This is a genomic window from Nocardia sp. FBN12, assembly GCF_050320175.1.
Lineage (GTDB): Bacteria > Actinomycetota > Actinomycetes > Mycobacteriales > Mycobacteriaceae > Nocardia.
In genome coordinates this window covers 4,254,481-4,267,533 of the sequence record NZ_CP190048.1, presented here as the reverse complement: position 1 = coordinate 4,267,533, position 13,053 = coordinate 4,254,481, and the positions used below count along the sequence as shown (strand labels likewise).

Below are 13,053 nucleotides of genomic sequence, written 5' to 3'. Positions count from 1 at the left end.
GCCGGTACAGCGCGCTTTTCCTCGATGCGACCGGGATCACCGCAGGTTGACGGCCTGCGCGCCGATCATGCACCCTTGATCATCGGCCCTACGGGCATGCCCGCGACCGACTTCGGAGGAACCCTTGCGCACCACGAGAACAGGGGCGCGCCAGCTTTGCCGACGGTTCGTCACCGAGATCGATCATCTGCCCGCCGCCCGCGTTTTCGTCGGGCTCGCGATACCCGGCCTCGCGCTGATCGCGATGGGACGTACCGATCTGCTCATCTACGCGGTCTTCGGTTCCTTCACCGGAATGTACGGCTTCGCCGAAGCGCCGCGGCAACGATTGATCCACCAGAGCGAAGCGGCCGTGATGCTGGTCGGCGCTGTCGGCGCGGGCATCCTGCTCGCCCGCGTGAACGCCCATCCCGCGGTGCTGGTGTCCGCGGTCGCGGTCTTCGCCGCGGTAGCCTCACCGAGCACCGACCGGCTCGGCCTGCGTCCGGAGGGACCGTTCTTCGGGATCTTCGCGTTCGGCGCGATCGCTATGGTGGCCGGGGCGCAGCGCGATCCGATCCTGGCGCTGGTGCTCTGCGCGGGTACGGCGGTGCTGTGCGTGGTGGTCGGCTATGTCGAGTCCGCGCAACGGGTCCGCCGCACCGGGGCCTGTGCGGACCTGGTCCGGATCGAGCCGCATCGGACCGGACGGGTCTCCTGTGTCCAGGCGGGCCGGTATGCGCTCGCGATCTCGACCTCCGGCGGAATCGGGCTGCTGCTCGGTGTCGGCCATGCCAATTGGGCGATGGCGGGCGCGGCGGTGCCGCTGGCCGCGGCGAGCTCGCGCGACCGGATCACCCGCGGGATGCACCGGGTGGTCGGCACGTTCATCGGACTCGCCGTCACCGCGCCGCTGCTGATCCCGCACCTGAGCCCGGCGATGCTGGGTCTGGCGATCATCGCGCTGCTCTACCCGACCGAGTTGTTCATGGCGCGGCACTACGCGGTCGCGCTCGGCTTCTTCACCCCGCTGATCATGTCGATGACCGAACTCGCCGATCCGGCCGATCCGCTCACCATGCTCACCGAACGCGGGATCGACACGGTGATCGGTGTCGCGGTGGGAATCGCTGTCGCCCTGCTCATTCGCGAACCCGCTATCGCCGCGTTACCGGCAGACGAGACGCCGGTATGCGAAACGTTGCATACTGGCGAGATGGCTGATGACAACGAGTGGTACTACTGCATCAAGCACCACAAGGCCGAACAGGGCAAGAGCTGCTGGTACGGCGACCGGATGGGCCCCTACCCGGACCAGGCCACCGCCGAGCAGGCACTCGCGATCGCGAAGGCACGCAACAAAGCGGCCGACGACCAGGACGACTGACCCGATACCTGGATGCTGTTCCGTCAGCTCGAATACTTCGTCGCACTCGCCCGGGAACGACATTTCGCCCGGGCGGCGAAAGCCTGTTACGTCTCCCAGCCCGCGTTGTCGGAGGCGATCCGCAAACTCGAACACGAGCTCGGCGTGCCGCTGGTGCGCCGCGCCCGCACGTTCGAGGGACTCACCCCCGAGGGCGAGCGGCTGGTGCTGTGGGCCAGGCGGATCATCGCCGACCGCGAGGCACTCGAACACGAGGTCCGTGCGCTGCAGACCGGTCTCAGCGGCGAACTGCGGATCGGCGTTGTGCCCGCGGCGTCGAGCACGGTCGCGCTGCTCACCGACCCGTTCTGCACCGAACATCCGCTGATGCGGGTGCGGATCGAGACGAGTCTGCGGTCACTGGACATCGTCGAACGGATTCGCCGATTCGAACTCGACGCGGGCCTGGTCTACGTGCAGGGTGTCGACACCTCCGGGCTCACTCTCACCCCGCTCTACACCGAACGTCACGTCCTCGTCGCGGGGACCACGCTGGTCGCTGGTCGCACGTCGATCTCCTGGGCCGACGCGCTGGAACTGCCGATGTGCCTGCTGCCGAAGGGAATGCGTGGTCGTCAGCTCATCGACGACGCGCTGACGACCCTAGGCCTCACCGCGACCCCGCAGCTGGAAAGCGACTCGGTGGCAACTCTGCTCGAACACGCCAGGACCGGGCGCTGGGCGTGCATCGTGCCGCAACCGTGGGTCGCCGCGCTGGGACCCACCGCCGATATCCGGGTCTTCGAACTCGCCGACCCGGTGGTCACCGCGCAGATCGTGCTCGTGACCGCGTCGGCCGAGCCGGGATCGGTGCTCACCACCGCCCTCATCGACACCGCGCGGACCACCGACTTCGCCGTCACGCCGCGCCCGGTCGCCAGCTGATCCGATTCGACGGTAACCGGGCGACCGTTGGGTACTGTGCACGACCATGACAACCCGGTTGCTGTGGCCTCGACGTGAGCGACGATTCGTCGCGCCGATCAGCTGATCGGCAACCGGTGTTGATCAGAACCCACTCAGTGAGCAGAGTCATGGGATGAGCAGAGTGACCGCACGGCGCAAGACGACCCGCCTTTCCCCGGCCGGGCGGATTGAGCGACCCGACACTCTGGCCGTGGAGGAGCCACTCGAGATCCGGGTCGACGGTCAGTCGCTCACCGTCACCATGCGCACTCCCGGCAACGATATCGACCTCGTCCACGGCTTCCTGTTCGGTGAGGACATCATCGGCTCGGCCGACGACATCGTCACCGCCCGCTACTGCGCGGGCACCGACAGCGAAGGCCGCAACACCTACAACGTTCTTGACCTGCGCCTGCGTAACCCGGTCCCGATCCACACCCGCAACTTTCTCACCACCGGTGCCTGCGGGCTCTGCGGCAAATCCGCCCTGGACGAAGTACGCACCCGCACCCGCTTCCCGATCCCGCACGAGGCCGTGTCGATCAGCACCGACATCCTCGCCGACCTGCCGAAAGGGTTGCGCGCCGAACAGAAGGTGTTCGAGGCCACCGGCGGCCTGCACGCGGCGGGCCTGTTCACCGCCGACGGCACCCTGCTCGCGCTGCGCGAGGACATCGGCAGGCACAACGCCGTCGACAAGGTGATCGGCTGGGCGGTGCGCGAGAACCGGGTGCCTGCCCACGATCTGGTGCTGGTCGTGAGCAGTCGCGCGTCGTTCGAATTGGCGCAGAAGGCGGTGATGGCGGGGATTCCGGTCCTGGCCGCGGTGTCGGCGCCGAGCTCGCTCGCCGTCGACCTGGCCGCGGAGAGCGACCTCACACTGGTGGGCTTCCTCCGTGGCGAGACGATGAATATCTACGCGGGCGAACACCGACTGACCTGAGGTTATGCGCTCGAAGTGGGCGATCGGCATATGTCGCAGTACGGTAACGGTACGGGTCGCCAGCACCGAACGCCCCGGGGGAGTTTGCAAACAAAAATGCTTCAGATAGTGAATAAAGAAGGACGCCACCGCATCCGGGTGGCGTTGTCGGTAGTGGTCGGCATGATCGTGCTCGCCACGGCCGGCTGCGGTACCGAGCAGAAGGCCGCCGAACCGCGCGTGACGACGACGGTTCCCGCCGCCGATCCCGGCGCCGACAACGGGACCTTCTCCGTCGCGATGCCGGGCAGCCTGGCCGCCGACTTCACCGAGCTCCAGCAAGGCTTCCGCGGCAGCGCCGGTTTGGCGATCATGCCGGTGGGTGGCAAGAAGATGGTCACCTTCGGCAGCTGGTCCTCCGGTCCGGCCTGGTCGACGATCAAGGTGCCGCTCGCCATCGCGGCGCTGCGCAACAGCGCCTCCTACTCGTCCTACGCCTCCGCCGCGATCACCGCGTCCGACAACGGCGCCGCCGACACCCTGTGGGCCTCGCTCGGCAGCGGCGCCGACGCGGCCAAGGCGGTCGAGGGCGTGCTGCGCGAAGGCGGCGACACCCGCACCACCGTGCCGACGACGCGCACCCGTGCCGACGCGTCGGTCTACGGCCAGGCCGAATGGACCCTCGCCGATCAGGTGCGCTTCGCCTCGCAGTTGCCGTGCATCCCGCAGAGCGAGCGCGTGGTGGGGCTCATGCAGCAGATCATCGCGAGCCACCACTGGGGCCTCGGCGTGTTCGGCAGCGCCGAGTTCAAGGGCGGCTGGGGTCCCGACCAGGGCGGTAAGTACCTGGTTCGCCAGTTCGGTCTGATCGACTCGCCCACGGGCCGGATCGCGATCGCCTTCGCCGCGCAACCGGATTCGGGCAGTTTCAACGACGGCATGACCATGCTCGACAAGATGGCGACGCTGATCTCGGGGCACCTGACCGAACTGGCCGGAGGTCACTGCCCCTGATCCGCACCGGTGCGGCAAGATGAACGGCATGCGCATCGGAGTCTTGACCGGAGGCGGGGATTGTCCAGGTTTGAACGCGGTGATCCGGGCTGTGGTCCGCACCGCGAACGGACGCTACGGCGATGCCATCGTGGGGTTCGAGGACGGCTGGCGTGGCCTGCTGGAGGATCGAAAGATCCGCATTCACAACGATGATCGCACCGACCGCCTGCTCACCAAGGGCGGCACCATGCTCGGCACCGCGCGCACCAACCCCGAGGTACTGCGCGCGGGCCTCGGCCGGATTCAGCAGACCCTCGACGACAACGGCATCGAGGCACTGATCCCGATCGGCGGCGAAGGCACCCTCACCGCCGCGAGCTGGCTCGCCGACGAGGGCGTGCCGGTGGTCGGTGTGCCGAAGACCATCGACAACGACATCGACTGCACCGACGTCACCTTCGGTCACGACACCGCGCTGTCGATCGCCACCGAGGCCATCGACCGCTTGCACACCACCGCCGAGTCCCATCAGCGGGTGATGCTGGTCGAGGTGATGGGCCGCCACGCCGGCTGGATCGCGCTGAACTCCGGGATCGCCGCGGGTGCCCACTTGACCCTGGTGCCCGAGGAACCGTTCGACGTGTCGCAGGTGTGCGCGATGATCAAGGCCCGCTTCCAGCGCGGTGACAAGAGCTTCATCTGCGTGGTCGCCGAGGGCGCGCATCCCGCGCCGGATTCCGGATTCGCGTTGCGCGAGGGTGGGATCGACGAGTTCGGCCACGAGCGGTTCACCGGTGTCGCCCAGCAGCTGGGGTCGGAGATCGAACGCCGCATCGGCAAGGAGGTTCGCACCACGGTGCTCGGCCATATCCAGCGCGGTGGCAGTCCAACGCCCTACGACCGGATTCTCGCGACGAGGTTCGGGGTGCACGCGGCCGAGGCGGTGCATGCCGGGCATTTCGGTCAGATGGTGGCTTTGCACGGCACCAAGATCGGGCTGGTCCCGCTGTCGGAGGCGACCAAGCAGCTCAAACGTGTTCCGCCGGAACGGCTCAGCGAGGCGTCGGCCTTCTTCGGCTGAGATCGGGCGGTTCCCGAATTTTGTCGGTGCGCGTCGGTACCGTGGATTCATGCGCACCGGTCGAGTGGTCGTTTCGGTTCTGTTCGTCGTCGCCGCGCTGGTGGCGGGATGCTCGTCCGCTGACGAACCTGCCGGTCCCGTGGTCCAGGGGTCGTGGCACGGGGACATCCAAGGGCCGGGGCAGCCGATCGGGATCGGGGTGACGTTCGCCGAAAACGGGTCCGCCACCATCGACATTCCTATCCAGAGCGTGCGCGCCGCGGCGTTGAAAGATGTTCGGACCGAACCGGATCGCATCGAGTTCAAGATTCCCGACGCGCCCGGCGAACCGGGATTCCAGGGCAAGCTGGACGGTGAACGCATCGTCGGCGACTGGGTGCAATTCGGCGAGAAGGTCCCGCTCACGCTGGAACGCGGGGTAATCGAGAGGATCGCCCGCCCACAGGACCCGACACCGCCGTACCCCTATCGGTCGGAGGACGTCACCTATCGCAGCGGCGACATCACCATCGCGGGCACCCTCACCGAACCCGAAGGCAGCGGGCCGTTTCCGGCGATGCTGATGATCACCGGCAGCGGCCCACAGGATCGCAACGAAGATCTCAGTGGGCACCGGCCCTTCCATGTGCTGGCCGACACCTTCACGCGCGCGGGATATGCGGTGTTGCGCACCGACGATCGCGGCGTCGGTGGTTCGACCGGTGTGCTCGACGAGGCTACCTATCCGGATCTCGCCGCCGATGTGGCCGCAGGCGTGGCCTTCCTGCGGGGGCGTCCGGAGATCGATCCGGCGCGCGTCGGACTGTTCGGACACAGTGAAGGCGGCTACCTCGCACCGATGGTCGCCGCGAAGCCCGACAGCAATATCGCGTTCGCCGTGCTGATGGCGGGCCCCGCGGTGCTCGGCGCCGAGGTCCTGATCGAGCAGAACAAGGTGGTCATGGCCGCGGCGGGCGCACCACAGGACAAGATCGACGCGCAGGTGCGTTATCTCACCGAATGGTCGGCGCTGCTGCGCGCGGGCGACACCGCAGGCGCCAAGGCCTACTCCCAGCAGCGCAACGACTCCCTGCCCGAAGATGAGCGCGCGCCGCAAGGTGCCGTCGATTCGTTGAACACCCCGTACATGAGCGCGTTGATCACCTACGACCCCAAGCCCGCGCTGGAAGCCATGCGTATTCCGGTCCTCGCCTTCTTCGGCGGCACCGACCAGCAGGTGATCGCCACCCAGAACGAGCCGCCGATGCGCGCCGCCCTGGCCGCCGACCCCGACGCGACCGTGCACACGTTCCCCGGTCTCAACCACCTGATGCAGCCGTCGGCCACCGGCAAACCCAGCGAATACTCGACCATCGAGACCACCATCGACCCAGCGGTGCTGACCTACGTCACGGACTGGCTCACCCAGCACATTCCGCCGCGCTAGGACCACCGGCCACGGGCGTCATGGGGCTTACATAGACTGCTTGCCATGAGCGCACCCACGGTCGAGTTGATGGATTACGCCGATGTCATCTCCCGGTACGAGCCGGTGCTCGGCATGGAGGTCCACGTCGAGTTGTCCACGGCGACCAAGATGTTCTGCGGTTGCCCCACCGAGTTCGGCGCCGAACCCAATACCCAGGTGTGCCCGGTGTGCCTCGGCCTGCCCGGCTCGCTGCCCGTGGTGAACGAGAAGGCCATCGAGTCGGCCATCCGGATCGGTCTCGCGCTGAACTGTTCGATCACCCCGTGGGGCCGGTTCGCGCGCAAGAACTACTTCTACCCGGATCAGCCGAAGAACTACCAGATCAGCCAGTACGACGAGCCGATCGCCACCGAGGGCTTCCTCGATGTGACCCTCGACGACGGGTCCATCTTCCGCGTCGAGATCGAGCGCGCGCACATGGAGGAAGACACCGGCAAGTCCCTGCACGTCGGCGGCGCGACCGGACGCATCCACGGCGCCAGCCACTCGCTGCTCGACTTCAACCGCGCGGGCGTGCCGCTGATCGAGATCGTCACCAAGACCATCAGCGGTGCCGGTGAGCGCGCCCCCGAGGTGGCCCGCGCCTATGTCACGGCGCTGCGCGAGGTCCTGCGGTCGCTCAATGTCTCCGACGTGAAGATGGAGCAGGGTTCGCTGCGCTGCGATGCCAATGTCTCCCTGATGCCGATCGGCGCGAAAGAACTCGGCACCCGCACCGAGACCAAGAACGTGAACTCGCTCAAGAGCGTCGAGGTCGCGGTGCGCTACGAGATGCGCCGCCAGGCCGCCGTGCTCACCGCCGGTGGCGAGATCATCCAGGAGACCCGCCACTTCCAGGAAGCCGACGGGTCAACCGCGTCCGGTCGCCGCAAGGAAACCGCCGAGGACTACCGCTACTTCCCCGAGCCCGACCTCGAGCCCGTCGCCCCCGCGGCCGAGTGGGTCGAACAACTGCGCGCCACCATCCCCGAGTACCCGTGGCTGGTGCGCGCCCGCATCCAGGCCGACTGGGGTCTGTCCGACGAGGTCATGCGCGATCTCGTCAACGCAGGTGCCCTCGACCTCATCATCGCCACCGTCGACGCGGGCGCCCCCGCCAACGAGGCCCGTTCCTGGTGGGTCGCCTACCTCACCGAGAAGGCCAAGGAACGCGACATCGCCCTCGCCGACCTGCCCATCACCCCCGCCCAGGTCGCCGCGGTGATCGCACTGGTGGAAGCCAAGACCGTCAACAACAAGGTCGCCAAGCAGGTCGTCGACTTCGTCCTCGCCGGTGAGGGCGAACCCGCCGCCATCGTCGAAGCCAAGGGCCTCGGCATGGTCAGCGACGACTCGGCCCTGCAGACCGAGGTCGAAAAGGCCCTCGCCGCGAACCCCGACATCGCCGAGAAGATCCGTTCCGGCAAGGTCCAGGCCGCGGGCAAGATCGTCGGCGACGTCATGAAGGCCACCCGCGGCCAGGCCGACGCCGCCCGCGTCCGCGACCTGGTCATCGCCGCCTGCAGCTGATTCCGAAAATCCGGCCGCCTGCACTACTTTTCGTAGTCCAGGCGGCCGTTCGGCGCTCAGTGCCGCACTTGCCATCCGGCGGCGAGCACGTCGAAATGTCGCTGTGTCCGCCATAGTCGATGGTCACCGATGACATAGAACCGGCGCTTCGCGCGGGAGACCGCCACGTTCAGCAGATTGGGCGTCGCCCCGGCCCAGGCGCGTGCCCCCGCTGCCGACGGTGCGGTGCCGAGCACCAGGATCACCACGTCGGCTTCCTGCCCCTGAACCGTGTGGACCGTGCCGACGTTTCGTGCGGAGAACTCGGCTCCGAGACAGCCTCTGGCCTCACGCTTCGCGCCGCTGACCACCTCACGGAACGGGCTGACCACCCGGATCTGGGCCTGCGGCACACCGGCATCGACGAGCTGTCGAAGCAAGCGCGCGAGTACCTCACCTTCGCGCGGAATCCACTTGCCCTCGCTGTGTTCGGCCTTGGCATCGAGCCACACACTCGCGCCGGGGAACTCCGGGCGCTCGGGGGTTCCGTACACCATGAGGTCGCCGCCGTAGGCGATGCGGTTGGCGATTTCGAACATCGGCCGGTCACACCGTCGATGCACGCGCAGGGGTGCACCGACCCAGACCGGGTCGCCGTCACCGGTGGCGTCGAGTGCCGTGCCGAACCGTGCCAGCCGGTCGGCTACCTGCTGAGCCGATGTGTTGTCCGGCAGCCACTCCCGGTCGAGGCCGTAGTGGTCCAGGATCGCTGTCTGGGCGGTTCGTGGCAGCGTGACAACGGGTTCGAGCTGGCGTGGGTCACCGACGATAACGGCACGCTGTGCCCGCCACAGCCCGCCGACCGCCGACTGCGGGGTGGCCTGACCGGCCTCGTCGATGAACAGCCAACCCAGCGATTCCCGCTGGAGACCGCTGAACAGGCGAGGCAACGACGCGAACGTCGTCGACACCATCGGAACCACGAGAAACAGTGTCTGCCACGCTGCTTCGATGGTCTCCGCAGCAGGCCGACCGTCGATGTCATTGCGAATGACGGCGACGGCCACCGCCAGATTCGCGCGCGCCTTCTTCGCGGAGTTCAGCAGGAACGCACGGTGTAGCGCGAGCGCCGAGAGGAACAACCGATGCCGCGCTCGGCTGAACTGTTCGTCGGCCCAGACTGTGCACAGCTGCAACGTGACGTCACTGTCGAGGACCTCGCCGTATGGCACCGTGCCCGGCCTGCTGTCGATCGACTCGTGTATCTGCTGGAGGCGGTCGGCCAGCTGCTCGGACAGGGCGCGGTGCTGGGCAACCATCGAGTTGCCGCGTCTGGTCGCGTCGGCCCACACCTGCGCGGTGCGGGTGAGTTCAGCTTGCAGTCGCCGGATCGTCTCTGTCACGGTCTGCCGCTCCCGCACCAGCTCGGCGGCGTCGGCATGCCATTCACGTCCCGCGCGGAACCAAGTCGACAGCGAGACCCAGAAGCCGGGCCGGAGTCCGGCGTGCTCGGCGATCCGCGCGCTGATGTCCGCTGATCGCTCCTGCGCGCGTGCTATGTCGTCGGCCGCAAGTCGGTTCTGCTCGCGTGCCTCGGCGTGCGCCTGCGCGGCGACGTGCACCGCACTCATCGCCACGTCGATATCGGTTCGCAGGGCGGGGATCTCGGCGATGGCATCGGCGATCGCCTGGCGCTGGTCGGCGAGCGAGCCGACCTCGCTCAGCTGTTCGGTGTACTCGGTGACCGCTGTCATCCAATCGGGCACCGTGCTCGGATCGGACTCGGCGAGTTTGAGCATGCTCAGCATCCCCGGGGTGTCCGGCGAGCGATCGCCACCGCCGAACCAGAATCGCTCCCCGAACTGCCGTCGTTTGCCCATATTGCCCAGGGCCGCCGCCACCAGACCCCAGGCCGGTTGGTCGAGGACCGCTGTCGCGAGATCGGCGAAGTAGTCGGTGCCGAGCGCATCGGTTTCGGCTCCCGCGATCGCCGCGACTCCGGGAATCTCGGCGGTGACATTGGTGGCCGCGTCGTTGCTCGCGGTGGCCAGGACGATCTCGAAGCCGGTCAGCGCCGGTATCAGGCGATGGACGGTCGCCGTGTAGTTCTTGGTGACCTGGACCGCTCCCGCGGCCGCGCCGAATGCCGCGCTCGGCTCGGTCAGGCCGGCCAACCGGGTGGCACGCGCGACGACGATGGCTGCCAGGACATCGCGCAACATCGTCGTCTTGCCGGTACCCGGCGGCCCGTTCACCGCGAAAATTCCTGCGCTGCTGCCCAATCGGTCCATCATTTCGTTGACCGCGAACTGTTGGCTCGTCACCAGCGGCCGCTCGGTGCTGCCCGGCCAGCGCCCGGGCGGGAACCGTTTCGGTTCGACGCCGGCGAGGACCGCGCGGGTGTCGTGGCGCACATCGATCCGCCGACCGACCGCGATGTCGGCGGTGTCGGTGAGGTAGTCGCGCAGTGCCGGCCCGAGGTCGCCCTTGCGTACCGCGGTCTCGATCTCACCCAGGTCGGTGGCGATGAAGCTGTTCAGGAATTCCTGACTGCCGGCTTCGTCGCTACTGCATGCCCGGACCTGTACGCATTTGATGCGCAACCCGGTGGGCGCGAGATCTGCCGAAATACCCAGTGCGGCAGCCAGTTCGGCAGTGAAAGCGCACAGATCCTTCGTAGTGAGCGAGCGAGCGCGCCGCGGTCCGGACTCGGTCGCCGACGTACCGGGCGCTGTGTCGCGTGCCAATAGCTTTTCTGCGAATGTGCCTGCGACAGTGCCCGCTATGCCACCTGCGACCGGTCCGGCCAGGGCGGTGGCCGCCGCGGTGACCGCCACAGTCGCTGCTGCGCCTGCGCCCTTGCTCGCCGCATCGGCGGCGGCGTGACGAATCCGGGTGGACCGTGGTCCGCGCTGCGGTGTCCGTGCGTCACTCTCGCCCAGCCTCGGCGGAGCGAGAGTGTTGAGTGCCGTGACGAACTCCCGTTCCTCGCGGTCGAAACCGTCCAGCCATTGCGGATTACGCGGGCCGGGGTTGCGTAGGCGGCTGACTGCCCAGGCCAGGGCCGACAGCGTCGGCGAGTTCTCGACGATCGCGCCGTCGTGGGTGACGGTGAAGGCGAATACCGCCGTGGTGCCGGATCGGCGGCCGTCCTCGTCAACCGGGTCCGCACCGAAGGAACGCACGAGGACGTCTCTGGTCCGGTCCAGGTCGAACAGTCCGCCGTACAGGCTGTATTGCCAGACCTTGCCGCGGGCAGCCGCGGGCAGCCGGATCGGGGAATCGTCTTCCCATGGTGCGGGCTGGTCGGGTGCGAGATCGACCACTCGACTGTCGGCATCGCGCCTGCGGGGTGGTGTCGGGTCGGGAACTGTTTGTGGACTGAACATTTCCACGGTGCGCCAGAACTGCACCAGTCGAGTCGCGCGATCGTTCCCACCCATGACGAACCCCCGAGTAGTCGGCCAGCATGCTGACAACTCGATCAACGGTACGCGAAGGCCGTGCGGTGCCGTGGGCCTTCGCGCCCGACCCGGAACCTAGTCCGGGCCGCCTGCCCCACCCTGCGGCGGCGGGATGCGGACGACGCGGTCGTCGAATTCGCCTGGCTCGCCGTCGGTTTTGTTGGTGGTGGTGACCCAGATGCTGCCGTCGGCGCTGGCGGTGGCGCCGAGGAGCTTGCCGTACTTGTCCTGGGCGATCAGGGTGGGGGCGGTGGTGACGGCGAAGCTGGTGGGGTCGGCGGCGACGGCGGCCAGCGCCTTGCCTTCGCTCAGGGCGATGCCGACGCCGTCGCCGGTGGCCGTGCAGCCGCCGACGCCGGGACGGTCGGGCCAGGTCCAGGCGACGCTGAGGGTGCCGTCGGGGCTCAGGTGCTGGAGGCGGTCCTCGGCGGCGGTGCGGTCGGTGACCCACATGCCGTCTTTGCCGTCGCGGCAGATGTCACCGGCCGAACCGAGGCCCGACGCGACCACCTGCGGGGTGTTCGTACCCGACGACGGTGATTCCAGGCGAAGGAGTTTTCCGCCGAGCGAGCCGGGATCGGCTGCGGCACCGGGGTTTCCGGCATCGCCGGTGAGGACCATCAGCTGCGTCGGCGTCGACCATTCGAGGGCGCCGCGATTGCCGTTGGCGCCCTTGGGAATTCCGGTCAGGATCGGCTTGGGAGCCCCGTCCTTGGACAAGCGCACGACCCGATTGTCACTGCCGGTGGTGATGTAGGCGTACATCAGCCCGTCCTCACCGAAGGTGGGGGAGAGCACGATATCGGAGAGGCCGCCATCGGCCGACCCGTCGACCGGCACGCTGGCGACCTCCACCGGCTCCGGCTGCGGTGTGCTCGCGTCGACCGCCGTCACCTGCAGGATCCGCCCGGTCTTCCGCTCCGCGACCAGCGCGCCCTCGCCCACCGAGATCAGCCCGGCGCCCGATTCCATGCAGGTGGCGATCACGTTGGGATCGGGGTCGATGCACGGCCCGGTCGGCCGCGGTGGTTGCGACGGGTCCTCCTGTGGCTTCTTCGGTTCCGCGCCGGACCCGCCGAGCTGCGGTTCGGTGGTGAACGGACTCGACGCCGACTCGTCGAAACGGGCGCACCCGGCCAGCAAAACGGTGCCGAGGGCCACCCCGACTGCCACGCGTCGCGCGATTCCCGAACTCATATTCCAGACGTTACCGGCACCGGTGCGGGCCGGGCACGCTTGCCGGCGGCCATCGACGGTCGAGCGGGGCTGACACGCCCGTTGCGGGGAAGGACGCCGCGCTGCCGCACCACGTCATAAGGTGGG

Annotated in this window: 9 protein-coding genes; 7 read left to right on the top strand and 2 right to left on the bottom strand. The window is 68.1% G+C overall.

The genetic code is table 11. The features are described from left to right. The first annotated feature begins 124 nt into the window (after positions 1–124). The 7 genes from ACQHI0_RS20320 to gatB all read left to right on the top strand — a co-directional run bounded on the left by ACQHI0_RS20320 (position 125) and on the right by gatB (position 8,287). On the top strand, positions 125–1,366 hold the full coding sequence (locus ACQHI0_RS20320; protein ID WP_427903431.1) for an FUSC family protein: 1,242 nt from the start codon (positions 125–127) through the stop codon (positions 1,364–1,366). Positions 1,367–1,378: 12 nt separating this feature from the next. Further along, positions 1,379–2,290, top strand: coding sequence for a LysR family transcriptional regulator (locus ACQHI0_RS20315; RefSeq protein WP_427903430.1), 912 nt, complete (start codon positions 1,379–1,381; stop codon positions 2,288–2,290). Between the two features lie 154 nt (positions 2,291–2,444). Beyond that, the gene (fdhD, locus tag ACQHI0_RS20310) at positions 2,445–3,254 is read left to right on the top strand and encodes a formate dehydrogenase accessory sulfurtransferase FdhD (RefSeq protein WP_427903429.1); all 810 of its coding nucleotides are present in this window, start codon (positions 2,445–2,447) and stop codon (positions 3,252–3,254) included. A gap of 108 nt (positions 3,255–3,362) precedes the next feature. Next, positions 3,363–4,247, top strand: coding sequence for a hypothetical protein (locus ACQHI0_RS20305; RefSeq protein WP_427903428.1), 885 nt, complete (start codon positions 3,363–3,365; stop codon positions 4,245–4,247). 28 nt (positions 4,248–4,275) lie between these two features. Beyond that, complete coding sequence (locus ACQHI0_RS20300; protein WP_427903427.1) at positions 4,276–5,310, top strand: ATP-dependent 6-phosphofructokinase; 1,035 nt, start codon at positions 4,276–4,278, stop codon at positions 5,308–5,310. A 49-nt stretch (positions 5,311–5,359) separates the two neighbouring features. After that, on the top strand, positions 5,360–6,736 hold the full coding sequence (locus ACQHI0_RS20295) for an alpha/beta hydrolase family protein (protein WP_427903426.1): 1,377 nt from the start codon (positions 5,360–5,362) through the stop codon (positions 6,734–6,736). Positions 6,737–6,781: 45 nt separating this feature from the next. Beyond that, positions 6,782–8,287, top strand: a complete 1,506-nt coding sequence (gatB, locus tag ACQHI0_RS20290) for an Asp-tRNA(Asn)/Glu-tRNA(Gln) amidotransferase subunit GatB (RefSeq protein WP_427903425.1) — start codon at positions 6,782–6,784, stop codon at positions 8,285–8,287. A gap of 56 nt (positions 8,288–8,343) precedes the next feature. Here the strand turns inward: gatB and ACQHI0_RS20285 are convergent, their stop codons facing one another. Both ACQHI0_RS20285 and ACQHI0_RS20280 read right to left on the bottom strand, forming a co-directional pair. Then, the gene (locus tag ACQHI0_RS20285; RefSeq protein ID WP_427903424.1) at positions 8,344–11,709 is read right to left on the bottom strand and encodes a DEAD/DEAH box helicase; all 3,366 of its coding nucleotides are present in this window, start codon (positions 11,707–11,709) and stop codon (positions 8,344–8,346) included. A gap of 96 nt (positions 11,710–11,805) precedes the next feature. Further along, positions 11,806–12,927, bottom strand: a complete 1,122-nt coding sequence (locus ACQHI0_RS20280; protein WP_427903423.1) for a PQQ-dependent sugar dehydrogenase — start codon at positions 12,925–12,927, stop codon at positions 11,806–11,808. Positions 12,928–13,053 lie beyond the last annotated feature (126 nt).

What these genes read in the sequence shown, in the direction of transcription:
- ACQHI0_RS20315 (WP_427903430.1), top strand. Translation starts at nt 1,379, where the DNA reads ATGCTGTTCCGTCAGCTCGAATACTTCGTCGCACTCGCCCGGGAACGA.
- fdhD (WP_427903429.1), top strand. Translation starts at nt 2,445, where the DNA reads ATGAGCAGAGTGACCGCACGGCGCAAGACGACCCGCCTTTCCCCGGCC.
- ACQHI0_RS20300 (WP_427903427.1), top strand. Translation starts at nt 4,276, where the DNA reads ATGCGCATCGGAGTCTTGACCGGAGGCGGGGATTGTCCAGGTTTGAAC.
- ACQHI0_RS20295 (WP_427903426.1), top strand. Translation starts at nt 5,360, where the DNA reads ATGCGCACCGGTCGAGTGGTCGTTTCGGTTCTGTTCGTCGTCGCCGCG.
- gatB (WP_427903425.1), top strand. Translation starts at nt 6,782, where the DNA reads ATGAGCGCACCCACGGTCGAGTTGATGGATTACGCCGATGTCATCTCC.
- ACQHI0_RS20285 (WP_427903424.1), bottom strand. Translation starts at nt 11,709, where the DNA reads ATGGGTGGGAACGATCGCGCGACTCGACTGGTGCAGTTCTGGCGCACC.
- ACQHI0_RS20280 (WP_427903423.1), bottom strand. Translation starts at nt 12,927, where the DNA reads ATGAGTTCGGGAATCGCGCGACGCGTGGCAGTCGGGGTGGCCCTCGGC.